Source organism: Streptomyces sp. NBC_00237 (genome assembly GCF_026342435.1).
GTDB lineage: Bacteria > Actinomycetota > Actinomycetes > Streptomycetales > Streptomycetaceae > Streptomyces.
Window position 1 is genome coordinate 1 of record NZ_JAPEMT010000006.1, and the last position, 25,243, is coordinate 25,243.

20 protein-coding genes and 3 rRNA genes are annotated in these 25,243 nt (G+C 67.0%); 6 read left to right on the forward strand and 17 right to left on the reverse strand.

Annotation, left to right across the window (positions count from 1 at the left end; translation table 11 throughout):
- Positions 1-215, reverse strand: a 215-nt coding sequence (locus tag OG897_RS38215) for a hypothetical protein (protein ID WP_266664646.1), incomplete at its 3' end; no start/stop codon positions are given.
- A 135-nt stretch (positions 216-350) separates the two neighbouring features.
- On the opposite strand from OG897_RS38215, the gene OG897_RS38220 reads away from it, so the two are divergent.
- From OG897_RS38220 to rrf, 3 genes are all read left to right on the forward strand, one after another.
- A 16S ribosomal RNA gene (locus OG897_RS38220) occupies positions 351-1,876 on the forward strand.
- A 292-nt stretch (positions 1,877-2,168) separates the two neighbouring features.
- A 23S ribosomal RNA gene (locus OG897_RS38225) occupies positions 2,169-5,295 on the forward strand.
- A gap of 80 nt (positions 5,296-5,375) precedes the next feature.
- Positions 5,376-5,492, forward strand: a 5S ribosomal RNA gene (rrf, locus tag OG897_RS38230).
- The 16S, 23S and 5S rRNA genes sit together here, the layout of an rRNA operon.
- Before the next feature lie 118 nt (positions 5,493-5,610).
- On the opposite strand, the gene OG897_RS38235 is transcribed toward rrf, so the two are convergent.
- Positions 5,611-6,042: a VOC family protein gene (locus OG897_RS38235; RefSeq protein ID WP_266664648.1), complete on the reverse strand. Its 432-nt coding sequence runs from the start codon at positions 6,040-6,042 to the stop codon at positions 5,611-5,613.
- A 136-nt stretch (positions 6,043-6,178) separates the two neighbouring features.
- On the opposite strand from OG897_RS38235, the gene OG897_RS38240 reads away from it, so the two are divergent.
- Positions 6,179-6,736, forward strand: a complete 558-nt coding sequence (locus tag OG897_RS38240; RefSeq protein ID WP_266664650.1) for a GNAT family N-acetyltransferase — start codon at positions 6,179-6,181, stop codon at positions 6,734-6,736.
- Between the two features lie 95 nt (positions 6,737-6,831).
- Here the strand turns inward: OG897_RS38240 and OG897_RS38245 are convergent, their stop codons facing one another.
- From OG897_RS38245 to OG897_RS38310, 14 genes are all read right to left on the reverse strand, one after another.
- On the reverse strand, positions 6,832-8,403 hold the full coding sequence (locus OG897_RS38245; RefSeq protein ID WP_266664652.1) for an amidohydrolase family protein: 1,572 nt from the start codon (positions 8,401-8,403) through the stop codon (positions 6,832-6,834).
- 178 nt (positions 8,404-8,581) lie between these two features.
- Positions 8,582-10,111: a type IV secretory system conjugative DNA transfer family protein gene (locus OG897_RS38250; protein ID WP_266665025.1), complete on the reverse strand. Its 1,530-nt coding sequence runs from the start codon at positions 10,109-10,111 to the stop codon at positions 8,582-8,584.
- A gap of 607 nt (positions 10,112-10,718) precedes the next feature.
- Positions 10,719-12,152: an ATP-binding protein gene (locus tag OG897_RS38255; RefSeq protein ID WP_266664654.1), complete on the reverse strand. Its 1,434-nt coding sequence runs from the start codon at positions 12,150-12,152 to the stop codon at positions 10,719-10,721.
- 45 nt (positions 12,153-12,197) lie between these two features.
- Positions 12,198-13,748, reverse strand: a complete 1,551-nt coding sequence (locus OG897_RS38260) for an SCO6880 family protein (RefSeq protein ID WP_266664655.1) — start codon at positions 13,746-13,748, stop codon at positions 12,198-12,200.
- Positions 13,745-15,130 carry a hypothetical protein gene (locus OG897_RS38265; RefSeq protein ID WP_266664657.1) on the reverse strand — a complete coding sequence of 462 codons (1,386 nt, stop codon included), beginning with the start codon at positions 15,128-15,130 and terminating at the stop codon, positions 13,745-13,747. The genes OG897_RS38260 and OG897_RS38265 overlap by 4 nt, the downstream gene beginning before the upstream one ends.
- Complete coding sequence (locus OG897_RS38270) at positions 15,120-15,971, reverse strand: hypothetical protein (protein WP_266664659.1); 852 nt, start codon at positions 15,969-15,971, stop codon at positions 15,120-15,122. The genes OG897_RS38265 and OG897_RS38270 overlap by 11 nt, the downstream gene beginning before the upstream one ends.
- Positions 15,972-16,195: 224 nt before the next feature.
- Positions 16,196-16,504 carry a hypothetical protein gene (locus OG897_RS38275; protein WP_189826809.1) on the reverse strand — a complete coding sequence of 103 codons (309 nt, stop codon included), beginning with the start codon at positions 16,502-16,504 and terminating at the stop codon, positions 16,196-16,198.
- Between the two features lie 305 nt (positions 16,505-16,809).
- Positions 16,810-17,376, reverse strand: coding sequence for a hypothetical protein (locus OG897_RS38280; RefSeq protein ID WP_266664662.1), 567 nt, complete (start codon positions 17,374-17,376; stop codon positions 16,810-16,812).
- A 17-nt stretch (positions 17,377-17,393) separates the two neighbouring features.
- Positions 17,394-17,990: a hypothetical protein gene (locus OG897_RS38285; protein WP_266664664.1), complete on the reverse strand. Its 597-nt coding sequence runs from the start codon at positions 17,988-17,990 to the stop codon at positions 17,394-17,396.
- A 182-nt stretch (positions 17,991-18,172) separates the two neighbouring features.
- A complete protein-coding gene (locus OG897_RS38290) occupies positions 18,173-19,141 on the reverse strand; it encodes a hypothetical protein (RefSeq protein WP_266664666.1) in 969 nt (322 codons plus the stop codon).
- 133 nt (positions 19,142-19,274) lie between these two features.
- The gene (locus OG897_RS38295) at positions 19,275-19,517 is read right to left on the reverse strand and encodes a DUF397 domain-containing protein (protein WP_266664668.1); all 243 of its coding nucleotides are present in this window, start codon (positions 19,515-19,517) and stop codon (positions 19,275-19,277) included.
- A 241-nt stretch (positions 19,518-19,758) separates the two neighbouring features.
- Positions 19,759-19,935, reverse strand: coding sequence for a DUF397 domain-containing protein (locus OG897_RS38300; RefSeq protein WP_266664669.1), 177 nt, complete (start codon positions 19,933-19,935; stop codon positions 19,759-19,761).
- Entirely contained in the window at positions 19,932-20,114 is a 183-nt protein-coding gene (locus OG897_RS38305) for a DUF397 domain-containing protein (RefSeq protein ID WP_266664671.1), read from the reverse strand. The genes OG897_RS38300 and OG897_RS38305 overlap by 4 nt, the downstream gene beginning before the upstream one ends.
- 1 nt (position 20,115) lies before the next feature.
- Positions 20,116-20,967, reverse strand: a complete 852-nt coding sequence (locus OG897_RS38310; protein ID WP_266664673.1) for a helix-turn-helix transcriptional regulator — start codon at positions 20,965-20,967, stop codon at positions 20,116-20,118.
- A 199-nt stretch (positions 20,968-21,166) separates the two neighbouring features.
- Between OG897_RS38310 and OG897_RS38315 the strand changes: the two genes are divergently transcribed.
- A complete protein-coding gene (locus OG897_RS38315; RefSeq protein ID WP_266664675.1) occupies positions 21,167-21,595 on the forward strand; it encodes an ATP-binding protein in 429 nt (142 codons plus the stop codon).
- 34 nt (positions 21,596-21,629) lie between these two features.
- Here OG897_RS38315 and OG897_RS38320 read toward each other — a convergent pair whose 3' ends face one another.
- Entirely contained in the window at positions 21,630-23,828 is a 2,199-nt protein-coding gene (locus OG897_RS38320; RefSeq protein WP_266664677.1) for a PQQ-binding-like beta-propeller repeat protein, read from the reverse strand.
- Positions 23,829-23,984: 156 nt separating this feature from the next.
- Here OG897_RS38320 and OG897_RS38325 point away from each other — a divergent pair, with 156 nt between their 5' ends.
- The gene (locus tag OG897_RS38325) at positions 23,985-25,181 is read left to right on the forward strand and encodes a hypothetical protein (RefSeq protein WP_266664679.1); all 1,197 of its coding nucleotides are present in this window, start codon (positions 23,985-23,987) and stop codon (positions 25,179-25,181) included.
- The last annotated feature ends 62 nt before the right edge of the window (positions 25,182-25,243 follow it).

Consider the following 25,243-nt stretch of genomic DNA (forward strand, 5'->3'; position numbering starts at 1 on the left):
AAGCGAAGAACCTGGAAAGCACCGAGGAAATCGGCACTGGAAACAGTCTGATAGAGTCGGAAACGCAAGAACAAAGCAAAACAAGAAACACCGAACGAAACGTCCGGAGGAAAGCCCGCGAGGGTGAGTACAAAGGAAGCGTCCGTTCCTTGAGAACTCAACAGCGTGCCAAAAGTCAACGCCAAATATGTTGATACCCCGACTTGCTTCGGCAAGTTGAGGTTCCTTTGAAGTCCTGCTGGCCCATGCGGCAAGCAGGCAAACACTAGCGAGGACGCAGGAACACACCGTCTTATTCCGATGGTGGCTGTTCCGCTCTTCCGATGTGTTCACCCGATCACGGGTAAACATTCACGGAGAGTTTGATCCTGGCTCAGGACGAACGCTGGCGGCGTGCTTAACACATGCAAGTCGAACGATGAAGCCCTTCGGGGTGGATTAGTGGCGAACGGGTGAGTAACACGTGGGCAATCTGCCCTTCACTCTGGGACAAGCCCTGGAAACGGGGTCTAATACCGGATAACACTCCTGCCTGCATGGGCGGGGGTTAAAAGCTCCGGCGGTGAAGGATGAGCCCGCGGCCTATCAGCTTGTTGGTGGGGTAATGGCCTACCAAGGCGACGACGGGTAGCCGGCCTGAGAGGGCGACCGGCCACACTGGGACTGAGACACGGCCCAGACTCCTACGGGAGGCAGCAGTGGGGAATATTGCACAATGGGCGAAAGCCTGATGCAGCGACGCCGCGTGAGGGATGACGGCCTTCGGGTTGTAAACCTCTTTCAGCAGGGAAGAAGCGCAAGTGACGGTACCTGCAGAAGAAGCACCGGCTAACTACGTGCCAGCAGCCGCGGTAATACGTAGGGTGCGAGCGTTGTCCGGAATTATTGGGCGTAAAGAGCTCGTAGGCGGCTTGTCACGTCGGATGTGAAAGCCCGGGGCTTAACCCCGGGTCTGCATTCGATACGGGCAGGCTAGAGTGTGGTAGGGGAGATCGGAATTCCTGGTGTAGCGGTGAAATGCGCAGATATCAGGAGGAACACCGGTGGCGAAGGCGGATCTCTGGGCCATTACTGACGCTGAGGAGCGAAAGCGTGGGGAGCGAACAGGATTAGATACCCTGGTAGTCCACGCCGTAAACGTTGGGAACTAGGTGTTGGCGACATTCCACGTCGTCGGTGCCGCAGCTAACGCATTAAGTTCCCCGCCTGGGGAGTACGGCCGCAAGGCTAAAACTCAAAGGAATTGACGGGGGCCCGCACAAGCAGCGGAGCATGTGGCTTAATTCGACGCAACGCGAAGAACCTTACCAAGGCTTGACATATACCGGAAAGCATCAGAGATGGTGCCCCCCTTGTGGTCGGTATACAGGTGGTGCATGGCTGTCGTCAGCTCGTGTCGTGAGATGTTGGGTTAAGTCCCGCAACGAGCGCAACCCTTGTTCTGTGTTGCCAGCACGCCCTTCGGGGTGGTGGGGACTCACAGGAGACTGCCGGGGTCAACTCGGAGGAAGGTGGGGACGACGTCAAGTCATCATGCCCCTTATGTCTTGGGCTGCACACGTGCTACAATGGCCGGTACAATGAGCTGCGATGTCGTGAGGCGGAGCGAATCTCAAAAAGCCGGTCTCAGTTCGGATTGGGGTCTGCAACTCGACCCCATGAAGTCGGAGTTGCTAGTAATCGCAGATCAGCATTGCTGCGGTGAATACGTTCCCGGGCCTTGTACACACCGCCCGTCACGTCACGAAAGTCGGTAACACCCGAAGCCGGTGGCCCAACCCCTTGTGGGAGGGAGCTGTCGAAGGTGGGACTGGCGATTGGGACGAAGTCGTAACAAGGTAGCCGTACCGGAAGGTGCGGCTGGATCACCTCCTTTCTAAGGAGCATCTAGACACCACTGGTGTCCAGAGACCATTTCGTCGGCAAATGTCCGGCGGTGGTTGCTCATGGGTGGAACGTTGACTATTCGGCACGGATGGCTTTCTTCACCAGTACTGCTTCGGCGTGGAACGTGAAGATGGGATCCGGGTCGGGCACGCTGTTGGGTGTCTGAAGGCACGGCCGTGAGGCTGTACTTCAGTGCCGGTCCCAGTGCACTCGTTCTTCGGAGCGGGGTGATGGGTGGCTGGTCGTTGTTTGAGAACTGCACAGTGGACGCGAGCATCTGTGGCCAAGTTTTTAAGGGCACACGGTGGATGCCTTGGCATCAGGAACCGATGAAGGACGTGGGAGGCCACGATAGGCCCCGGGGAGCTGTCAACCGAGCTTTGATCCGGGGGTGTCCGAATGGGGAAACCCGGCAGTCGTCATGGGCTGTCACCCATACCTGAACACATAGGGTATGTGGAGGGAACGCGGGGAAGTGAAACATCTCAGTACCCGCAGGAAGAGAAAACAACCGTGATTCCGGGAGTAGTGGCGAGCGAAACCGGATGAGGCCAAACCGTATGCGTGTGATACCCGGCAGGGGTTGCGCATGCGGGGTTGTGGGATCTCTCTTTCACGTTCTGCCGGACGTGAGACGAGTCAGAAACCGTTGGTGTAGGCGAAGGACATGCGAAAGGTCCGGCGTAGAGGGTAAGACCCCCGTAGCTGAAACATCAACGGCTCGTTTGAGAGACACCCAAGTAGCACGGGGCCCGAGAAATCCCGTGTGAATCTGGCGGGACCACCCGTTAAGCCTAAATATTCCCTGATGACCGATAGCGGATAGTACCGTGAGGGAATGGTGAAAAGTACCGCGGGAGCGGAGTGAAATAGTACCTGAAACCGTGTGCCTACAAGCCGTGGGAGCGTCGCTGTCATTCTTCGGAATGGCAGTCGTGACTGCGTGCCTTTTGAAGAATGAGCCTGCGAGTTAGCGGTGTGTAGCGAGGTTAACCCGTGTGGGGAAGCCGTAGCGAAAGCGAGTCCGAATAGGGCGATTGAGTTGCACGCTCTAGACCCGAAGCGGAGTGATCTAGCCATGGGCAGGTTGAAGCGGAGGTAAGACTTCGTGGAGGACCGAACCCACCAGGGTTGAAAACCTGGGGGATGACCTGTGGTTAGGGGTGAAAGGCCAATCAAACTCCGTGATAGCTGGTTCTCCCCGAAATGCATTTAGGTGCAGCGTCGTGTGTTTCTTGCCGGAGGTAGAGCACTGGATAGGCGATGGGCCCTACCGGGTTACTGACCTTAGCCAAACTCCGAATGCCGGTAAGTGAGAGCACGGCAGTGAGACTGTGGGGGATAAGCTCCATGGTCGAGAGGGAAACAGCCCAGAGCATCGACTAAGGCCCCTAAGCGTACGCTAAGTGGGAAAGGATGTGGAGTCGCAGAGACAACCAGGAGGTTGGCTTAGAAGCAGCCACCCTTGAAAGAGTGCGTAATAGCTCACTGGTCAAGTGATTCCGCGCCGACAATGTAGCGGGGCTCAAGCGTACCGCCGAAGTCGTGTCATTCCAGCACATACCCCCAACGGGGGCTGGGATGGGTAGGGGAGCGTCGTGTGCCGGGTGAAGCAGCCGCGGAAGCGAGTTGTGGACGGTTCACGAGTGAGAATGCAGGCATGAGTAGCGATACACACGTGAGAAACGTGTGCGCCGATTGACTAAGGGTTCCTGGGTCAAGCTGATCTGCCCAGGGTAAGTCGGGACCTAAGGCGAGGCCGACAGGCGTAGTCGATGGACAACCGGTTGATATTCCGGTACCCGCTTTGAAACGCCCAATACTGAATCAGACGATGCTAAGCCCGTGAAGCCGTTCCGGACCCTTCGGGGAAAGGAAAGTGGTGGAGCCGGTGACCCGGATCTGTACTAGGTAAGCGATGGGGTGACGCAGGAAGGTAGTCCAACCCGGGCGGTGGTAGTTCCCGGGGTAAGGGTGTAGGGCGTTGTCTAGGCAAATCCGGCACAACATATAGCCTGAGACCTGATGCCGAGCCGATTGTGGTGAAGTGGATGATCCTATGCTGTCGAGAAAAGCCTCTAGCGAGTTTCATGGCGGCCCGTACCCTAAACCGACTCAGGTGGTCAGGTAGAGAATACCGAGGCGTTCGGGTGAACTATGGTTAAGGAACTCGGCAAAATGCCCCCGTAACTTCGGGAGAAGGGGGGCCATCACCAGTGATTGCACTTGCTGCTTGAGCTGGGGGTGGCCGCAGAGACCAGCGAGAAGCGACTGTTTACTAAAAACACAGGTCCGTGCGAAGCCGTAAGGCGATGTATACGGACTGACGCCTGCCCGGTGCTGGAACGTTAAGGGGACCGGTTAGTGATCTTTCGGGGTTGCGAAGCTGAGAACTTAAGCGCCAGTAAACGGCGGTGGTAACTATAACCATCCTAAGGTAGCGAAATTCCTTGTCGGGTAAGTTCCGACCTGCACGAATGGCGTAACGACTTCTCGACTGTCTCAACCATAGGCCCGGTGAAATTGCACTACGAGTAAAGATGCTCGTTTCGCGCAGAAGGACGGAAAGACCCCGGGACCTTTACTACAGTTTGATATTGGTGTTCGGTTCGGCTTGTGTAGGATAGGTGGGAGACTGTGAAGCTGTGACGCCAGTCATGGTGGAGTCGCCGTTGAAATACCACTCTGGTCGTGCTGGATGTCTAACCTAGGTCCGTGATCCGGATCAGGGACAGTGTCTGATGGGTAGTTTAACTGGGGCGGTTGCCTCCTAAAGAGTAACGGAGGCGCCCAAAGGTTCCCTCAGCCTGGTTGGCAATCAGGTGTTGAGTGTAAGTGCACAAGGGAGCTTGACTGTGAGACCGACGGGTCGAGCAGGGACGAAAGTCGGGACTAGTGATCCGGCAGTGGCTTGTGGAAGCGCTGTCGCTCAACGGATAAAAGGTACCCCGGGGATAACAGGCTGATCTTCCCCAAGAGTCCATATCGACGGGATGGTTTGGCACCTCGATGTCGGCTCGTCGCATCCTGGGGCTGGAGTCGGTCCCAAGGGTTGGGCTGTTCGCCCATTAAAGCGGTACGCGAGCTGGGTTTAGAACGTCGTGAGACAGTTCGGTCCCTATCCTCTGTGCGCGTAGGAATATTGAGAAGGGCTGTCCCTAGTACGAGAGGACCGGGACGGACGAACCTCTGGTGTGCCAGTTGTCCTGCCAAGGGCATGGCTGGTTGGCTACGTTCGGAAAGGATAACCGCTGAAAGCATCTAAGCGGGAAGCCTGCTTCGAGATGAGTATTCCCACCCCCTTTGAGGGGTTAAGGCTCCCAGTAGACGACTGGGTTGATAGGCCAGATGTGGAAGCCCGGTAACGGGTGGAGCTGACTGGTACTAATAGGCCGAGGGCTTGTCCTCAGTTGCTCGCGTCCACTGTGTTAGTTCTGAAATAACGAACAGTCCTGTGTTTACAGCCAGGTGTTCAAATTTCATAGTGTTTCGGTGGTCATAGCGTTAGGGAAACGCCCGGTTACATTTCGAACCCGGAAGCTAAGCCTTTCAGCGCCGATGGTACTGCAGGGGGGACCCTGTGGGAGAGTAGGACGCCGCCGAACAATCATTGTGGAAATGCCCCGTACCGGGAGACCGGTACGGGGCATTTCTGCGTTTAAGGGGCTTTTCCTGAATCCGAGCCGATTCAGGAAAGGCCCCTTTGTCGTTGCATGGGGAGGATTAGGCGAGGCAGAACTCGTTGCCCTCGATGTCCTGCATCGTGATGCAAGATTCGTTGAAGTCATCGGCGCGCTGCGTCAGCACGTGTTTTCCGCCGAGAGCCATCAGCCGTGCGCATTCGGCCTCAAGTGTGGCCAGGCGCTCGTCCCCGACGAGCCCGGCGCCGGCCCGTACACAGAGATGCACGCGGTTCTTGACGACCTTGCCTTCGGGAACTCGCTGGAAGAGCAGGCGCGGGGCCACACCCGAAGGATCAGTACACGCGAAGTAGATCTCGTCCTCGGGCGGCAGTGAGTGGTGGTACTCCTCCCACGTGGCAAAACCCTCCGGGGCCTCCGGTACGACGTACCCCATCACCTCGCACCAGAAGGCTGCGAGGCGCGCAGGTTCCGCACAGTCGAAGGTCACTTGGAACTGCTTGATCGTTGACATCGACGCACCATAACAGGGGCCCTGCTCCTCTCCCTCTCGTGCTGCCGAAGAGCAGTCGCGGGACGATCCGAGGGGACGAAAAAGGGGCGGTTTAATCATGTTGCCGCAGGGGTGGGGGCGCGGTCAGGATCGGGGCATGGAATACCTCATACGCCGTGTACGTGCCGATGAATGGCAGCAGGTCCGTGAATTGCGGCTGCTTGCTCTTCAGGACCCGGTTGCTTCGATCGCTTTCCTTGAGACGTACGAGAACGCGTCGGCCAAGGACGACTCGTTCTGGATGGAGCGGACCGAGGGTTCCGCCGTCGGGGAGCGGGTGGCGCAGTTCGTGGCCGAGGCGCCCGACGGCAGCTGGGTCGGGACGGTCAGCGTGCTCGTGGAGAAGCCTGGGGTCGCGACTGCCTTCTCCGACCCGGCCGTGATGGACCAGACCCACATCGTGGGCGTCTTCGTACGGTCGGAGGTGCGGGGGAGCGGCGTGGGCGATGCGCTGTTCCGGGCCGGTATCGAGTGGTCGTGGGAGCTTCGGGAGACCAAGGCGGAGCGGGTCAGGTTGTTCGTGCACGAGCGGAACGGGCGGGCCGAGGGGCTGTACAAGAAGCTCGGCTTCGAGCGGACCGGGGTGACCGTGCCGATGGCGGGCGGCTCGGGCGAGCTGGAGATCGAGATGGCGGTGCGCCGGACGCAGGCGTGACGCGGGCGACAGGCGTGGGTGTCAGGAGACGGCGGGTGGCGGGGGTCCTTGGAGGACGCCCGCCGCTCGCCGTTTGTCGTTCAGGGGGGTTGTCGTCAGTGGGGGGCGTTGCAGGCGCAGCCCGGGGTGGCGGTCGGGAGGGTGCCGCCCTCCGGGGGAGTGCTCTCGGCGGCGGCCTTCTCGACGGCGGCCAGGAGGCGGGTGCGGTCGGCGGGGCCCAGGTAGCGGCCCGCGTTGACGACGGCGTGGATGTCGCGGGTGTGGCGGATGTCGGTGAGGGGGTTGGTGTTGAGGATGACGAGGTCGGCGGGGCGGGCAGGGGGGAGACGGAGGAGGCGGGCGGGGTGGGTGGTTGCGGAGGCGAGGACCGCGGGAGCGGGGAGGCCCGCTTCGGCGAGGAGGCGGAGTTCCTCGTGGAGGGAGAAGCCGGGGACGGCGTAACCCGTGCCGGTGTCGGTGCCCGCGACCAGGCGGACTCCGGCGCGGTGCATCTCGGCGACGAGGTCGAGGCGGTGTTCGTAGATGCGGCGGATGCGGGCCGTGTCCTCGGGGGTGCGGGAGCCGATCATCGCGTCCCAGATGTACGGCCAGGAGGCGACCGTCCAGGCGGGGAGGTACTTCCAGTCGGGGGAGGAGGCGGGGAGGTCGGCGGTGCGTTCCAGGGCGTGGTGGATGGTCAGGGTGGGGGTGACGTACGTGCCGCGCTCGGCGAGGGTGTCGAAGAGGCGGCGGGCCCGGCCCTTGTCGTAGCTGCGCACGGCCGTCCACTCCAGGGGGTGGACCTGGCGGAACCAACTGCCGTAGCGGGAGAGGCTGGAGGGCTCGGAAGGGTCGATCCTGACCTTGGCGAGGGCCGCACGGATTTCGCGTTCGCGGGAGGACGTGGCGAGGAGCATGGCGTGCAGGTGCTCGATGGAACGCTGGCCGGAGGTGGCGGCGCGGGACATCGGGAGGGTGTCGGGGCAGTGGCCCGCGAAGGGGAGGCCCTGGCGTTCGGATTCGTCGGCGATCGCGTAGTACGCATCGGGTGAGAGTCGCGAATAGACCTTGACGAAGTCGGCGCCCTCGCGCCGCACCCTGCGGACGGCGGCGCGGGCGGACTTGGCGTCGGCCACTTCGATGACGGGCAGGCCGGTGTCGTTCGCCCAGATGGAGGGCGGGCCGTCGACGATCGGGCTCGCGATGACGAAGCGGGGGCCGAGGAGGGTGTTGTCGGCGATCTTCTGGCGCCAGGCGTGGTGGAGGGGCAGGCCCCACATCTCGCGGACGGAGGTGACGCCGGTCAGAGGGAAGAGGGGCGGGGTGAGGGCGTCGTCGCCGCTGGTGTGGATGTGGGATTCGGTCAGGCCGGGCATGACGTACTTGCCGGTGAGGTCGATGACCTGGGCGTGGGGCGGAGGCTTGAGCTGGGAGCTCGGACCGGAGGCGGTGATGCTGCCGTGGGTCAGGAGGAGGGTCTGGTCGGGTACGCGGCGGGAGTTGGGGGTGGTGAGGAGGGTTGCGTGGGTGAGGGCGAGGGTGGGGGATGAGGGTGCGGTGGGGCGGGCCGTGGCCGTCGCGGCGGCTGTGGGGGTGGGGGCGAGGGCGATGCCGGTCAGGGCGGCTGCGGCGCCGAGGGCTGCGGTGCCGAGTGCTTCGCGGCGGGTGGGTGTGGAGTGAGTGGGCATGGGTGGTCGCCTCCTCTGCCGAGAGTGGGGAGGGGGAGGAGCGAGTGCGCCCCGGGTGGGGTGCGGATGGCTCCCGTGTGGCTCCCCTATAACTCTGGGCGGTGAGGGGGCGGAATGCGGGGGGTGTGACCGGCCATTCCGGGGTGGCGATCGGAGCACCCCCGGGGTGGGGTGCTCCTCAGCAACGGGCTTTCGGCCAGGCGGAGTTGAACTGTTCCTGGGAACGGAGCAGGGCCAGGGTCGGGAGACCTTGGCCCTGACCGGCCGTGAGGAGCTCCGGGAGCTGGGGAAGCGGAGCCACGGCCGCGACATCGTCCAGGACGAGCGTCATTGGTGGGTCGAGCCGACCGTCGGTTGACCGTGCGGCCATGCGGCGGCCGTGCTCGACCACGTGTGAGGCGAGGGCGGTGAGCAAGGGCATCGCGCCCGGCCCGGTGGGGCGGGTACGGGGGTCCTCGATCGATTCACCGACCATGTAGAGCGTTCCCCCCTCGACCACAAATGATTCCAAGGTGAGCGAATCGGTTCGGTTTGGGGTGCAAGCCTCGCGGAGGTGGATCGACGAGAGGGCGGAGAATGCGCGGGTGGTGAGGTTTTGGGCCTGTTCGCGGCGTTCCGGGTAGGCGGTGAGGGCCGATTCGAGGAGACCGGCGGCACCCGAGCGGGCCTTGGGGTGGGTACGGAGGATGCGCACGGGCTCGTGAGCGCTCGATCCCTGGGCCCAGCGGAGGAGGTGCTTGAAGGGGCGGGCGTCTATGGCTGCGGCGTGCAGCCAGGCGGCGAGGAGGGTTTCGGCGGTTTCGGCGATCGCTGAGTCCGCGGTGGCGCGGGGGCGGACGGGGGCGAGGAGGGCTGCGGCGCGGGAGGCGGCGGTGAGGGGGTCTTCGCAGCCCGCGGTGGGGGACCAGTGGAGGCGGGCGGGGGTGTCGCAGCGGTGTTCGGGGTCGTAGAGGAGGACGGGGCCGAGTTTGGCGCGGGCGTCTTTGGTCTCTTGCCAGAGGGTGGGGGTGGAGGTGAGGACCAGGGCGGGGCCGGGGGCTTCGAGGATGGTGCGGAGGGCGGTGGGGTGGTGGGTGGGGCGGTTGAAGAGGAGGGGTTGGGGGGTGGGGGTGGGGGTGTCTTCGGCTCCGGCTCCGGGGCCGGGGCCGGGGCCGGTTCCAGGTTCGGCTTCGGCGGGGGTGGGGCGGGGAGTGTTGGGGTGGGGGGTGTCGGAGGGGGTGGGGGTGGTGGGGTGGGCGGGAGTGGGGTGGGGCCGCGGTGCGGGGGCCGCCCCCTTGCCCGCCCGTTCCGCCCCCGGGGGGCGGCCCCGCCGCCCAAGGGGGCTGGGCGAGCTTCGCCGCCCAAGGGGGCGCGGTGGGGCGTCGGGGTGGAGGCGGGATTCGCGGGTGCGGGCGCGGACGAGGCGCCAGCGGGTGAAGACGCCGAGGAGGAAGATCGTGAGGACCAGGAGGACGAGGAGCTGGCTGATGAAGATGCCCCAGAAGAGGCCGTAGCCGGAGAACTCCGCGGGTGGGCTGGCGGGCCAGGCGCCCGGGATGTTGTGAGGCTCCGAGGCCAGCCTGCGCATTGCCGTGAGGGTGTTGGGGAAGGTGACGCCGGTCGGCCACGCGCCCTTGGCGAAGAGGCCGGACAGGCCGGTGGAGGTCCAGATGAGGGCCGTAAGGCCCAGGAGGAAGCCGAGCAGGCCGAGGAGGAGGCCGTCGGGGATCCCCCCGGTTCCGGTTTGCTGACCTCGGTCTCGGCCTCGGCCCCGGCCTCGGTCGCTGTTGCGGTGGTGGTCACCGCCGTGGCCCCGGCCGCCGCTCCGGTACGGGCCGCCGTCATGGTGGCGGGTGCCGGTCCGGCCGGAGGAGCGGGGCCGGGACCGGGGGCGGGGCGGCTCGGACTCGTGCCCCCGACCCTCGCCTTCGTAACCCCGGTCCCTGTCCTCGTAACCCCGGTCCTCGTCCTCGTGACCCCGGCGCTCGTTCTCGTAACCCCGGCCCCCGGAGTCGTAGCCGCGGTCCTCGTTCTCGTAACCCCGGCCCCCGGAGTCGTAGCCGCGGTCCTCGTTCTCGTAACCCCGGCCCCCGGAGTCGTAGCCGCGGTCCTCGTTCCCGTAACCCCGGCCCCCGGAGCCGTGACCCCGGCGCTCGTTCTCGTAACCCCGATCCCCGGAGCCGTGCCCCCGGTCCTCGGAGTCGTAACCCCGGCCCCCGGAGTCGTAACCCCGGCCCCGGGAGACGTAACCCGGGCCCTCGCCCCCGTAACCCTGCTGCTCGTTCTCGTAGCTGCGGCGGCCGTCCTCGTAGCCCTGCTCGTAGGAACCGGGCATGTCAGGCCACCGTCGCGTCCGAGGATTCCACTTCGGCCATCTGTTGCTCGATGAGGGCCGCGCGCTGTTCCGCCTCCCAGTCGGCGGCGCGGGCCTCCTCGTTGAGGAAGGACTCTTCGGGGGGTTCGACGGCGGAGGACTCCGTCATGGCGCGGTCGGTGAAGACCAGGGGGCGTTCGGCCTCGGTGACCAGGTGTTTGACGACCTGGACGTTGCCGTTGACGTCCCAGACGGCGATGCCGGGGGTGAGGGTCGGGATGATCTCGACGGCCCAGCGGGGGAGGCCGAGCACCTTGCCGGTGGCGCGGGCCTCGTCGGCCTTCTGGGCGTAGATGGTGCGCGTGGAGGCCATCTTGAGGATGGCGGCGGCCTCGCGGGCGGCTGCCCCGTCGACGACGTCGGACAGGTGGTGGACGACGGCGACGAAGGAGAGGCCCAGACGGCGGCCGAACTTCAGGAGGCGTTGGAAGAGCTGGGCCACGAAGGGGGAGTTGATGATGTGCCAGGCTTCCTCGACCAGGAAGATGCGCTTGACGCGGTCCGGGCGGATCCAGGTGTGTTCGAGCCAGACACCGACGATCGCCATGAGGATCGGCATGGCGATGGAGTTGCGGTCGATGTGCGAGAGGTCGAAGACGATCAGCGGCGAGTCGAGGTCGATGCCGACCGTCGTGGGGCCGTCGAACATGCCGCGCAGGTCGCCGTCGACCAGGCGGTCCAGGACCAGGGCGACGTCCAGACCCCACGCCCGTACGTCGTCTATGTCGACATTCATCGCCTCGGCGGACTCCGGCTTGGGGTGGCGGAGCTGGTCGACGATGTCGGTCAGGACGGGCTGGCGGTCGGTGATGGTGGTGTGGACGTAGGCGTGCGCGACCTTCAGGGCGAAGCCGGAGCGCTCGTCGAGGCCGTGGCCCATGGCGACTTCGATGATCGTACGGAGCAGAGCCAGCTGGCCGGTGGTGGTGATGGCGGGGTCGAGGGGGTTGAGCCGGATGCCGTCGTTGAGGGCGGCCATCGGGTCCAGGCGGATGGGGGTTATGCCCAGCTGCTGGGCGATGAGGTTCCACTCGCCGACGCCGTCCTCGCCCTGGGCGTCCAGGACGACGACCTGGCGGTCCTTGAAGCGCAACTGGCGCAGGACGTACGTCTTCTCCAGCGCGGACTTGCCGTTTCCGGACTCGCCGAGGACGAGCCAGTGGGGGGCCGGGAGCTGCTGGCCGTACAGCTGGAAGGGGTCGTAGATGTAGCCCTTGCCGCTGTAGACCTCACGGCCGATGATCACGCCGGAGTCGCCGAGACCGGGGGCCGCGGTCGGGAGGTAGACCGCCTGGGCCTGGCCGGTGGAGGTGCGGACGGGCAGGCGGGTCGTCTCGACCTTGCCGAAGAGGAAGCTGGTGAAGGCATCCGTGAGGGCGGACAGCGGGTCTCGCATGGTGTCTGTCCCTTCCAAGGTCCAGAGGGTGCTGCCAGGTGACGGCTAGCGACGGATGCCGGTGGCGAAGGGGAGCGTGTTGACGAAGGCGCGGTGGTGCTCGCGGTCGCACCATTCGAGCTTCAGATACGACTTTCCGGCGGAGGCGCGGATGGTGCGCTTGTCGCGGGCCAGCTCCTCGGGATTGCGGGAGGAGACGGTGATGTAACCGACGATGTTGACGCCCGCAGCGCCCGAGGCGAGGTCTTCGCCGCGCTGGTCGAGGCGGCCGTGGGCGGCGATGTCGCGGGGGTCGACGGTGCGGTTCATCTTGGCGGCGCGCGACGCGTCGGCCTCGTCGTTGGTCTTCTCCGTGAGCATGCGCTCGATGGCGACCTCGGTGGGTTCGAGGTCCATGCAGACGGCGACCGTACGGATCACGTCCGGCGTGTGGACCAGGAGCGGGGCGAGGAAGTTGACGCCGACGGGGGTCATCGGCCACTCCTTCACCCAGGCGGTGGCGTGGCACCAGGGCTCGCGGGTGAGGGACTCGCGGGTCTTGGCCTGGAGGTAGGTGGGCTCGACGGCGTCCAGTTCGGCGGGCCAGGCGTTGCGCTTGGTCATGGCCTGGATGTGGTCGATGGGGTGGTCCGGGTCGTACATGGAGTGGACCAGCGAGGACAGGCGGGACTGGCCGAGCGGCTGGCGGACCCGGATGTCGGCCTCGGCGAGGCGGGCGCAGATGTCCGTCAGCTCGCGGGCCATGACGATCGCGAGACCGGAGTCCTTGTCGAGCTTGCGCTGCCCCTTGGGGCGCGACGCGCGGGCCATCGCGGCGCCCTCGGCGGCCAGTTCGCGCGAGTACGACATGCAGGCGACGAGGTAGGCGCGGTGCTGCTCGCTGGAGGTGGACACCATCGACTGGAGCTGGTCGTACGAGTCGAGCAGCCAGTCCGGGGCGGAGTGGTCGCCGCGCTGGCCGACGTCCTTGGCGTGGGCGTCGGGGTCGGCGGGGAGGGTGCGGGCGAGCATCTGGAGGCGGGTGACGAAGCCGTCGCCGTTCGCCACGTGCTTGAGGAGGGTGCCGAAGCGGTCGACGAGGGCTTCCTGGTCCTCGCTGTCGCGCAGGCCGACGCCGGGGCCCTCGATCTCGATGGCGGCGGTGACGGTGCGGCGGTCGGCGTGGAGCAGTACCGCGATCTCGTCGGGGCCGAAGGGGGCGGCGAGCCAGTTGATGCGGCCGATGCCGGGGGGCGGGCCGATCTCGACCTCGCGGCCGTCGGCGTGGGTGCCCGCGTCCATGGCCTGGGAGCGGTAGGTGGTGCCCTTGCGGAGGTTCCGCTTGTAACTCCGGTTGATCTCGAACCACTTGTAGAAGGTGCGGTGCTTGTACGGCAGGTATACCGCCATGACGGCGAGGAGGGGGAAGCCGACCAGGAGCATGATGCGCAGGGAGAGGGTGGGGACGAGGAGCCCGCACATCATGCCGACGAACCCGCCCGCGATGATCAGTGCGATCTCGCCGGTCTCGCGGTTCTTGCCGACGATCGCGTTCGGCCGGGCCCGGCCGATGAGATACGTACGGCGGGGCGTGATCGGGTGGGACTGGGTGGTCAACGCCCTCCCCCTCCTGTGTTCTTGCGGTGGCTGTGCGGGGAGTTGGAGGTTCCCGTGTTGCCGGTGCCGCGGTTGCTGTGGGTGCTGTTGCTACGGGCCGAGGGTGCGGCGGAGGGGATGGATCCGCCTCCGCTTCCGCTTCCGCTTCCGCTTCCGCCGGACGTCGGGCCGGGGTTTCCCGTGCGGGAGCCGTGGGCGGTGACGCCGCTGGAGGCGTTGCTCGCCTGGCGGGGGGCGGGGGTGCCGCCTCCGCCGCCTCGGCTGCTGTGGGTCTTGATGCCCTGGGAGACGAGGTTGGCGGGGGAGGAGATGACCGCGGAGGCGCGCGCGCCGTCGGTGACCTGCTTGCGGCTGGCGCTGGCGGCGGCGATGTCGTCGCCGAAGCCGGGCACGAAGCGGTAGATCATCGCGGAGGCGAAGATCGCCAGGAGGATGATCGCGAGGCCGGAGACGACGGCGGAGAAGGCGGTGGGGCCGTCTCCCGTGGAGAGGGCTCCGGCGAGGCCGAGGACGATCACGATCACCGGTTTGACCAGGATGACGGCGATCATGATGCCTGCCCAGCGGCGGACGTGGCTCCAGAGGTTCTTGTCGACGAGGCCCGCGTAGACGACGGTGCCGAGGAGGGCGCCGACGTAGAGGAGGGCGGCCCTGATCACCAGTTCGAGCCAGAGGACGCCTGCTGCGAGGACCGTGACGAGGGCGACGACGATCAGCATGATCGGGCCGCCGCCGATGGAGTCGCGGTTCTTGAGGGCCTCGGCGAAGGACCCGAAGAAGACTTCGGTCTGGCTGCCGGACGCGGAGGAGATGACGCCGGTGACGCCGTCGGTGGCGGAGACGATCGTGTAGAGGATGAGCGGGGTGAAGGCGGAGGCGAGGACCGTCAGCCAGAGGAAGCCGATGGCCTCGGAGGCGGCGGTGGCGAGGGGGACGCCCCGCATGGCGCGCTTGGCCACCGCGAGGAGCCAGAGGACGAGGGTCAGGACGGTGGAGGCGGCGAAGACGACGGCGTACTGCTGGAGGAAGGTGGGGTTGGTGAAGTCCACGTTGGCGGTGGCCTTCACGGCTTCGCTGAGCTTGCCGACGATCCAGGCGGCGGCGTCGGCGCAGCCCTTGGCGAGGGCGGCGAGGGGGTCGAGGGTGTCGGTGGGGCTTGCTCCGGGGGAAGGGGCGACGTTGGAGGGGGCGTTGCCCTTCTCGCAGTACTCCTTGGCCGGGCCGATCAGCGCGTCGCACGGGTTGTTGCCCGCGCTGGGCGTGGGTGTCGGGGTCGGCGTGGGGGCGGCGGTCGCACGGGCCGCCAGCACGAAGAGCATGACCTGAGCGGCCGCGACTGCACCGGCCGCCGGGGCGATGCGGCGACGGAGGCTACCTGGCATAAGTGAACCCTCCGAACTCTTCGACTGCCTTGCTGATTTCGTCCGAGTTGGAGGCCGTCTCGTCGCCGGGGAGCGGAGTCGGTCCCTTCTTCTGGGCGTCGCTCACGATCTTCCAGTCGTTGCCGACCCACTTCAGCTGGAAGGTCCAGGTGTTCCAGCTCGTCTTGACCGGGTCGGTCGATTGGGCGCCGGACATGCCGATCAGGCCCGTGTACCAGACGGAGACCTTGGCGTCGTCGACGTCGGCGGACTCGACCTTGACTCCGACGGGGATGGCTCGGGAGACGAAGAGGCTCCCTTGCGGTGCGTTGCCTTCGGCGTCGAGCCCCAGCTTCTTGAGGAACTGGGCCGAATAGGCGGCATCCTGGCCGCTCTTCAGCTTGGCGGCCGCCTCTGGCGTGTAGATGGTGTCCACCAGCCGGTGGCGGCTGTCGGCCTTGAACATGTCGACGGAGCTGAGCGCCACCGTGTAGTTCGACGCCGCGCTCTGCGCCCCCTGGCTGTTCCGCGCGAAGCCCGACGGGATTCCCGTCGACCCCTTGCCCTCGACCGGCTTCACCCCGGAGGCAGCCGTGGAGCTGGACTCCGGGCGGCCACTCGCCCCGCCCTGTCCGCCGTCGCCCGAGTCGCTGCCCGGGCCCCGGTTGACGAACGCGATGGCCGCCACCAGCAGCACCACCACGCCCACCACGGTGATCGTCGACCGGGACGCCCGTACCCGCGCCGCTCGCGGTCGGGTCGCACCCGCGTCGTCCGGCATGCGGGTACGCGTCTGGCGGGTGCCGCCCATCGTCGTATAGGGGTCGTCCGTTCCCCTCTGGTCGTCGTCACCGCGGTTCATGCCGCGTACGCCCCCTCAGCCTTTCGCAGTCCCGTGTCCGTTACGTCGTATCCGCACACGTGTCCGTGGGCGTACTGCTTAGACGGTAGCGGTGTCGCTTCCCGCGTGGGCGCGGTGTGGTGACTCGTCAGGTGAGTGGGCATCAGAGAACGCATCCTCGGGGGGAGTTCCGGGCACGCCCGGTGAGGACTGGGTGAGGGCCGGAGGGGGCTGGGGGGAGCTGGCTAGACGGCCATGCCGTACACGATGGTGAACAGCGTGCCGAGCGAGCCGATGATGAAGACGCCGGTCAGGCCCGCGACGATGAGGCCCTTGCCCTGTTCCGCGCTGAAGGTGTCGCGCAGCGCCGTCGCACCGATCCGCTGCTTGGCCGCGCCCCAGATGGCGATGCCGAGGCACAGCAGGATCGCCACGGCCATGACGACCTCGACCATGATGCGAGCCTCGTTGCCGAGGTTTCCGAACGGCCCCCAGTTCGGCGCGATTCCGCCGATGATGGTGGTGATGTCGCCCTTTTCGGCTGCCAGGATCATTAAGTCACCGCCCCTGTCGGGTAGTTCGCACTCCTGCCGGGCGGCAGAGAGCATCGCCCTATCTTCGCTGATGAAACCGCCCCGGTATGTCGACTTGGCGGCTCTCTTTACCGGACTTCCGCACGTACGTCCGGTCCCACCGCTCTGACCTGCGGCGCGGAGGGGGGAGAGGCCGGTTGTTATGCGAAAAGCCGTATGGTCACTCTGTGTATCACGGGGTGTGACTCCGGGCAATGACTGGCGTTGTACACCCTGGCTCTGTTACGTCGGGCCGAAGCGTGCGCTCCCGTGCGCGGGCGCTGCGTCTACGCGCGCGGGCTCTGCGGCGGCCGGGTGGAGGGGGCCGAAGGCGCGGGGGGCGGTTGCGTTACGTCGACCTGGTGGGCCACCGCCCACAGCCAGTGCTCCGCCACCGTCAGGTCCCGGTTCGCGCCGCCCGCAGCGCGGTCGGCCGTTGCCCGTGGATCGGGGGCGCGATGTGGCTTCGTACCGCTGAGGACGGCGTGACCGGCGTCCTCGTTCCAGGCTGCGGTCGCGAAGACGTAGCTGTCGCCGGGGGTCAAGGGGGCGTCCTCGCCGGGACTCTGAGTGACCGTCACGCGGCCGGTGAGGCGGCCCTTGAAGTTACGGTCGACGCGGACTTCGTACAGCTCCTGTTCCAGCCCTCCGAGTGAGCGGTGGCCGGTCCTCCGGATGACGGCGCCGTGGAACACGTTCTCGGCGGACCCGGCGACCTCGCGGAGGTCGGTGGGGTCGTAGAGGGTGAGGGATTCCACGTCGTCCGGTCGCGGGGTTGTCGTCGTGTACGCGGCCCAGCCGGTGGCGGCGAGGACGAGGGCTGCCGCGGCTCCGGCCATTGCCTGGTGTCGCATCGGTGTCATCAGCGCGGTCAGCCCCAGAGCTTGCGGTAGTTGGTGACGTCCTGGCGGGTGGGGCGGCCGTCGGCGGGGAGGTCGGTGACGCCGCGTTCCATGAGGGTGAGGTACCAGTTCATGGACTTGTGGCAGAAGCCGAGGGCGTGTCCCAGTTCGTGGGCGGCGACGATGCGGCGCCAGCGGGTGGTGCCGTAGCGGCGGCCGTCGGCGAGGTAGGCGTGGTTCATGAAGATGACGTCCGTGCCGGGGCGTCCGCTCCAGGCGGCGCCGGTGTTGTGCCACTTGCCGTCGGTGCGGTGCGTGTCGGTCCACTCCAGGTCGGCGTACGAGAAGGAGTCGTCGGGGCGGAACGTCACCAGGGCGAGGCCCCGGGCCCGGTCAGTCCACGCGCGGACGGCGTGCCGCCGGGCGTCGTCGTAGGAGGTGGATTCGTCCCAGGCGATCTCGCGGCCGTCGACGGAGGAGTCGCCTCGGGAGTCGACGCCGTGCGTGCACTTCGCCGGGGCGGCCTGGGCGGATGCGTGGGCGGATGCGTGGGCGGGGTTCGCGAGGGCGAGGGTGAGGGCGGTAGCGGCGAGGAGGGTGGCCAGGGGGTGGCGGGCCGGGTTCATGGGGCCACTGTGCGGTGGGGTGTGGGGGGTGGGTGGGGAAGGCGGGGGGTGTGTCTCGGCGGGCGGGGTTCGCGAGTGTCACCCCCGTGATGGCGAACGTGGCGCGGGAGCTGTATCTGGAGGGTGGCCGCGAGGGAGGGCTCGGGCTCGTGGTTCTCCTTGGTTCTCCTGGGAGCGGAGGTTCAGGCTTCGTCGAAGAGGTCGTCGGTGGAGGTGCCTGCGGCGGCGCGTTTGATCCAGCGGCCGAGGACATCGGCGTCGGTGCAGCCGAGTACGCGGTCGCGGACCTCGTCGGACACGGCAGGCTCGCGGGCGTCCAGCAGGTACATGAGGGCTTGGGCTCGGCCCAAGGCGATGCCCTTGGCTTCGCCCTTGACGATGCCCTTGGCTTCGCCTTCGGCGAGGCCCTCGGCTTTCCCCTCCCGGCGTAGCTTCTGAGCGGTTTCCGAGCGGAAGTAGGAGAGGTCGGCGGCCATCAGGTCCCTCCAGATTTGGGCTGCCGGGGTGGAACCCAGGCTCTGTTCGGTGTACTCGATGTAGGTGCTCGCGGTGTCTTCGTCGACGGTCTTCAGGGCCGTAGCCAGCGCTTTCAGTATGGCACCGACGTTCGGGTCCTTGCCGTGCGTGATGGTCGACAGTACGGCCCGCCGGACGTCCTCGGAGGCCGTTTCCGGGTCGGTGATGGCGGGGACGTTGTGCGGTCCGAGGGACAGGGGGCGCAGGGTCAGGGACGGCCGCTGCGGCAGCCCGATGTCGAATTTCTCTTCCGCCCAACGACCGGTCGTCCTGTCCTGGCAGGTGACCAGGAGGATGGGCTGGATCTTGTACTTCGTATAGAGGTACGCCAGGTAGTAGGCCCAGGCGGCGGGCTTGTCGTGGTCCGGTTTGCCCTGGGCCTCGATGACCAGGAGGAAGCTGGATTCCGGGGTGCCCGTGTCGATGTGCAGGAGCGAGCCTTCGTCCTCCGGGTCGAGACGGAGGAGCGAGTCCATCCGGCGTTCCAGCGGGCGGGGCTCGGTGGCGTCGGTGGGGAGCACGGTGATCTTGACGGGCCCGGGGAGGGGGACGCCCAGCAGTTCGAGCGTGCTGGGGATCAGTGCCGGGGCGGCTTCGAAGATGCGGTGCATCGCTTCGTGCGATGAGCTGACCATGGTCGGAACGTAGTGGGGGGTGGCCGGAGTGCAGGGGTGTTCGTGTGGGGGTCACGCGAACGGGTGAATGGGGGGTCCTTGCCTGCACCCGGCCGGGGTTCGGGGTCGGTCGTACGTGGATAGTGCGGGCGGGTCAGGTGAGGTCTTCGACGAAGTGGTCGAACTCGCCTGCCTGGACGCCGAGTACGAAGGCGTCCCACTTGCGGCGGTTCGTCGTGACGACGGTGTCGGGGTCGCTGGTCTCGCGGAGGTAGACGGGGTCCTCGGGGCCCTCGCCGGGCCCGAAGGCGATTTCGATCCAGGGGCCGGGGCCGTCTTCGCCCTCGGGGGCCGCGCGGATCCAGTCGAGACTGGGGGTGGGGGTGGGGTCGGGCATGGGGGGTTCTCCTCGGGAGTGGGGTGGGGTGGGGTGGGGGTCGGGCGCGGGCTCGGGTTGTGGGGTGCTCTGCGGGTGGGGGGTGCCTGCGGCGCAGTCCCCTCCCCGCCCCTTCCCGAAACCGCTGGCCGCGGGGCTGGTGGGCGAGGGCTGCGCCCTGGGCTGGGTTGGGGGCTGCGCCCCGGGCCCGGACTGCGTCCGGGCGTCCTCAAACGCCGGACGGGCTGGGTGGGTTGGTCGGTCAGGGCTGTTGCTTCAGCGCGCGGGTGAGTGCGGCGAAGGCGGCCGGGTGGGTGCGGAGTATTGCTTTGTCGGGGGCGCTGCTTTCGGTGAGCCGGACAGTGTGGTCGGTTGCGCTGACGTGGACGCACGCCTCGCCCTGCGCGCAGTAGGACGACCTCTGCCAGGGATCGGTCATGGTTGTTCCTTCAGTGCGCGGGTGAGTGCGGCGAACGCAGCGGGGCGTGCGTGGAGTATGACCCCGGCGGGGTCGCCGCTTTCCGTGAGCTTCACGGTTGAGCTGGCTGTGGCTACGTGTACGCAGGAGTCGCCCTGCGCGCAGTAGGACGACTTCTGCCAGGGGCGTGCAAGCGACATGTCACAGATCCCGTCTGATGTTGTGGATAAGGTCTCGGCTCGCCGCTGGGGAAAGTGCCACACTCCCGATCTTGTCGAACAGGAGCCGGTACTTGACAAGTTGGGCCTCGGAGTCGAGGTACACCAGACCGTGCGACTGGTCCAGGTGCACGGTGTCCAGCGGGGGCACTGAGCCGTACGCGTAGTAGATGGACTGGCCGGACCCGGGGACGGCCCCCGCCTTGAACGAGATCGCCTGAATGGTGATGTGCGCCGCCTCGCCCATTTCCAGTAGGTGCTTCAACTGGGCTCTGGCGGTGACAGGGCCGCCCACCTCAGTGCGCAAGGCGGCTTCGTGCACGAACGCGTGGTACGGGCGTGGCTTATCGCCGTACAGAACGGCCTGCCGCTTGATCCGGAATGAGATGCGGTGTTCCACCTCGGGGGGCGGGATGGCAGGTACGTCGCGGGCGAAGATTTCCCTGGCGTGGTCTGCGGTTTGCAGGAGGCCGGGGATGTGGGCGGTGATCGCCCCGCGCAGCCGGTGCGACTGGTGTTCAAGTTCGGCCAGGTCGAGCAGGCTGTTGGGCAGGATCTCGCGATACTCCTCCCACCAGCCCCGCTTTCGGTCGCCGGTCATGGCCGCGAGCGCCGCTACCAGTGCATCGTCCGTGCAGTCGTACCGACAGGCCAGCGTGCGGACTCGTTCGGCGCTCACCCCGAGTCGGCCCGTCTCCATGTTGCTGACCTGGGCCTGCTTGATGCCGATCAGACCACCGGCCTCCGTCGCGGTCAGGCCCGCGCGCTCGCGCATCTTGCGCAGCTCGCTGCCGAGCCGGAGTTGACGCCATGTCGGGTTGCTCCGCACGGGCACGGCTCGCTCCTTGGTGCGTACGGGTCACCCACACGAGTGGATGACTCATGGATGCTTCCGATTGGGGTGAATGCTATATCCCGATCGGCTAACTTCGTTGCTGGGTCCACCGCCTGGAAGAACCCCGCTCGACGGAGCGGCATCGTCACCGGGCAGCACGCACGTACACATCAACTCCCTTCACTGAGCGGAGACTTCTGTGTCAACGGTATCCAAGCCCTGGTCCTACACCCTCCAACTCCCGCACGACGTGCAGTCGCCCCGCATCGCCCGGTACACCCTCCGTGCCGTACTCGAAGCGCACGGGCTCCGGCAACTCCGAGACGTGGCCGAGCTGTTGGCCTCCGAACTCCTCACCAACGCTCACCTCCACTCCGACGGGGAGTACGCCCTGCGGCTGCGGTCGGGAGTGCCGGGGCGGGTCCGGATCTCCGTCTGGGACACCAATCCGGAGATCCCGGACGCCTTCGTGAAGGAGCCGGTCGTGCCCGACGACGCCGCCGAGTGCGGGCGGGGGCTGGTCCTCGTGCGGCTGTGTGCGGACAGTTGGGGCGCGTACCGGCTCGGGGGTGAAGCCTTCGGAGGGACGGGGAAACTGCTCTGGGCGGAGTGTGGGGAGGCGTCCTAGCCGGGCGTGGTCGTGCACCCCTCGGCGGGACGGCTCAGGGGATGTCCACCGCGTACAGAGTCCCCTCGCCGGTCGAGCCGGCGGGGAAGGCGGGAGGGCCCTCGCTGCCGAAGTAGAGGGTTCCGTCGGCGACTGCCGGTGAGGAGGACACGTAGCTGTCGGCTTCGACGGTCCAGCGCCGCTCCCCGGTGGCCGCGTCCAGGGCATAGACACGCTTGTCTTGGCTGCCAAAGTAGACGCGCCCGTCAGCAACAGTCGGTTTTGAGTGGACGGAGTTGTCGGTCTTGAAGGACCAGCGCTTCTCCCCTGTGATGGCGTCTACCGCACAGAGGCTGTCGTCCATTCCGAAGTAGACAATTCCATTGGCTGCTGTGGGGGACGAGCCGGTGTATTCACCGGCCTTGACGGACCATTTCCGCTTTCCGTTGTCGGCGTTCACTGCGTAGAGTTCGCGACCGTGGACATAAACCGTCCCGTGGGCGACTGCGGGAGAATGGGAGAAGCTTCCGCTGCCCGTGTACTCCCAGCGCTTCCTGCCGGATTCGGCATCGATCGCGAAGAGGTGGCTCCTTGCCTGGTCCTGGCCGATGACGTAGACCGTCCCGCCGGACACCGTCGGCGTGTGGGTCGACAGAGAGCCGGTCCGGAAAGCCCATCTCTTCTTTCCGGTCGCCGCGTCCAGCGCGTTGAGCTCGCCGCCGCGCAAGGTGCCACCATTGATGTAGACCGTACTGCCGCGTACGACAGGAGGAGTGGGCCTCACGAGGCTTTCGCCTCCGTTGCTATTGGTGGCGTTGTCGAATTCCCATTTCTGCTTTCCTGTGCGTGCGTCGACTGCATAGATCTTTTCTTCGGTGGCAACGTAAACGGTGTTGCCGGACACTGCTGCCGAAGAGGGGCGTCCGCCGTTGTCGACAGGGTTGAAGGCCCAGCGTTTGTTGCCCGTCGCCACGTCCACGGCGTAAAGGGAGCCGTTGTAGCTGCTCACGTACGCCGTTCCGGCGGCGATCGTCGGCGACGACGCCGAGCCGCCCGTGGCGAAGGTCCACTTGGGGCTCCGGACTTCTCCACGGACGAGGAACCACCACGCGGTGAGAGCCAGCGCGATGATGAGGACAAGGCCGCCGATGAGGAGGGTCTTTCGGCGTGAGAGACCAGGTGCGGGGCCGGGTGGGGTGTAAGTGCGGGCGGCGGCGCGGACGTTGGTGCGGGCGGCTGCGGGCTTCGGCTGAGCGCTGCTCACGGCCCTGGCAGTAGGAGCGGGGGCGGGGGCGGGACCGGGGTCGGTCTTCGGTTCGGGCGGACGGGGTTCCGTGGCAAGGGGCTCCTGGGATTCCCGGGGCTCCCGGGGCTCCCGGGACCGCGTTGTCGGGCCCGGCGGCCAGACGGTGGCGGCCAGGGCATGCGTCATGGCGGTCTGCGCGTCCGTCTCGCCGAGCGCCTGCGCGAATTCCATGATGAGAGCGGGTACGGCGGGCCGCTCCCCGGGATCCTTCGCCAGGCACCGCCTGACCGCTGCCAAGCCTGAGGGCAGACGGCCCAGGTCGGCCTCCTCGTACACCGCACGGAAGTTCACCGCGTGCGCGGAGCCGGTGCCGAAAGGGCTGGTGCCGGTCGCCGCGAAGGCTAGTACGGCACCCAGCGAGAACACGTCGCCGGCCGGGCCGACCGGCTTTCCTGTGACCTGCTCGGGCGACATGAAACCCGGTGTCCCGATGACCATCCCCGTCCGGGTCAGCCCACTTGCCTCGACGGCCTTCGAGATCCCGAAGTCGATCACTCGGGGTCCGTCAGCGGCGAGCAGTACGTTCGAGGGCTTCAGGTCCCGGTGGATGAGCCCGACCCGGTGGATGGCCTCCAGTGCCTCGGCGAGTCCCGCCCCCAGGGCCTGGACCGAGAGCTGCGGCAGGGCGCCGTGGGTGCGGACCGCGTCCTCCAGGGATGTTCCGGGTACGTACGCGGTGGCCAGCCAGGCGGGGGAACCTTCGGGGTCGGCGTCCACCACCGCCGCCGTGAAGAACCCGGTCACCCTGCTGGCCGCTTCGATCTCCAGGGCGAACCTCGCCCGGAATCCCGGGTCCTCGGCGAGCTCCGCCCGTACGACCTTCACGGCCACCGCGCGCCCGCTCGCGGAGCGGCCCAGATAGACCCGGCCCATCCCGCCCGCCCCCAGGCGTGCGGTGATCCGGTACCGGCCCACCTGCCGTGGGTCGCCCGCCTCCAGCTGTTCCAACGCCGCCCCCCGTCAAAACCCCGCAGCCTACGGTCGATTACACACCAGACCCACCGTTCATGGATGAAATTCGACCCCATTGGTTCGCTGCGGGAGCGACCGCAGAGGTGAACGGTCGTGCGTTTTTCTGGGTGATCGTGCGCGATAGTTGCCAGCATGTTCGAGCCCCAGGTGCAGCTCCGGCCACGGAGGACAACCACCCCGGAACCGGCCCCCGGCGCCCGGCCCTGGACGGCTCCGCTGCGCCATGCCGCTCCCGCGCTGATCGGATACGTCGCCGTACGGCTCACCGGGATGGCGATCCTCCTGGTCCTCGCCGCCGTACGGGGCGAGGACGGCATGCGGCGGCTGTACGGGCGCTGGGACTCGCTCTGGTACCAGCGGATCGCCGAAGAGGGGTACGGGCACACCGCCGTGCTCGAAGACGGCAGCCTTCATTCCGACCTGGCCTTCTTCCCGCTGATGCCCGCGCTGGAGCGGGCGGTCTCGTTCCTGCTGCCGCCGGTCGATGTGGCGGGGGCCGGGCTCCTCGTCTCCTGGGGCGCATCGCTCGCCGCCGCGTGGGGGATCTTCGCCGTCGGCGCGCGGCTGTACGGGCGGCGGGCGGGCACCCTGCTCGCCGTGCTCTGGGGGGCGTACCCGACCGCCTTCGTCCAGTCGATGGCGTACACGGAGACCTTGTTCACGGCCCTCGCCGCCTGGTCGCTGTACGCGGTGCTGCGCGACCGGTGGATCACGGCGGGGCTGCTGTCGGTGGGGGCGGGGCTGACCCGGCCGGTCGCGGTCGCGCTCGTGGCGGCGATCGGGATGGCGGCCGTGTGGCGGACGGTCACCACCCGGCGGGTGTTCCGGGGGCACGGGCGGATGTGGGCGGGGGTTCTGCTGGCGCCGCTGGGCTGGCTGTCGTACGTCTGCTTCGTGGCGGTGCGGGAGGGGAACGCCTTCGCGTACTTCGAGGTGCAGGCGGGGTGGGACAACCGGATCGACGGCGGAGTGGCGCTGGCGGGGTTCGTCGGGGAGCAGTTCGGGCGGAACGCCGTGGTGGGGGTGGGGCTTTGCGCCGCCTTCGGCGTGCTGTTCTGGGCGGTGTGGCGGTCGCTGCGGGTGAAGCCCGTGCCGCCGCTGCCGGTCGCCGTGTACTGCGTGGCGGTCGTCGTGATCTCGCTGGTCGGCTCGGGGTACTTCGGGTCGCGGCCCCGGCTGATGATGCCCGCCTTCCCGCTGCTGCTGGCACCGGCGGTGGCGTTGGCGGGGGTGGGGCGACGGTGGGTCGTGATGGCGGTCGTGACGTCCGCGGCGATCGCCTCGGGCGCCTACGGGGCGGTCGCACTGCTGGGACCGGGGCCGCCCTGACGGTGGCTCAGGTGACCGGGGAGCACGGGCTGCCCCCGTGCGCCGTTGCCGGAAGCGACGTA

Coding starts and splice junctions, on each gene's coding strand:
- OG897_RS38235 (WP_266664648.1), bottom strand. CDS start 6,042: ATGTCAACGATCAAGCAGTTCCAAGTGACCTTCGACTGTGCGGAACCT.
- OG897_RS38240 (WP_266664650.1), top strand. CDS start 6,179: ATGGAATACCTCATACGCCGTGTACGTGCCGATGAATGGCAGCAGGTC.
- OG897_RS38245 (WP_266664652.1), bottom strand. CDS start 8,403: ATGCCCACTCACTCCACACCCACCCGCCGCGAAGCACTCGGCACCGCA.
- OG897_RS38255 (WP_266664654.1), bottom strand. CDS start 12,152: ATGCGAGACCCGCTGTCCGCCCTCACGGATGCCTTCACCAGCTTCCTC.
- OG897_RS38265 (WP_266664657.1), bottom strand. CDS start 15,130: ATGCCAGGTAGCCTCCGTCGCCGCATCGCCCCGGCGGCCGGTGCAGTC.
- OG897_RS38270 (WP_266664659.1), bottom strand. CDS start 15,971: ATGAACCGCGGTGACGACGACCAGAGGGGAACGGACGACCCCTATACG.
- OG897_RS38275 (WP_189826809.1), bottom strand. CDS start 16,504: ATGATCCTGGCAGCCGAAAAGGGCGACATCACCACCATCATCGGCGGA.
- OG897_RS38280 (WP_266664662.1), bottom strand. CDS start 17,376: ATGCGACACCAGGCAATGGCCGGAGCCGCGGCAGCCCTCGTCCTCGCC.
- OG897_RS38285 (WP_266664664.1), bottom strand. CDS start 17,990: ATGAACCCGGCCCGCCACCCCCTGGCCACCCTCCTCGCCGCTACCGCC.
- OG897_RS38290 (WP_266664666.1), bottom strand. CDS start 19,141: ATGGTCAGCTCATCGCACGAAGCGATGCACCGCATCTTCGAAGCCGCC.
- OG897_RS38295 (WP_266664668.1), bottom strand. CDS start 19,517: ATGCCCGACCCCACCCCCACCCCCAGTCTCGACTGGATCCGCGCGGCC.
- OG897_RS38300 (WP_266664669.1), bottom strand. CDS start 19,935: ATGACCGATCCCTGGCAGAGGTCGTCCTACTGCGCGCAGGGCGAGGCG.
- OG897_RS38305 (WP_266664671.1), bottom strand. CDS start 20,114: ATGTCGCTTGCACGCCCCTGGCAGAAGTCGTCCTACTGCGCGCAGGGC.
- OG897_RS38325 (WP_266664679.1), top strand. CDS start 23,985: ATGTTCGAGCCCCAGGTGCAGCTCCGGCCACGGAGGACAACCACCCCG.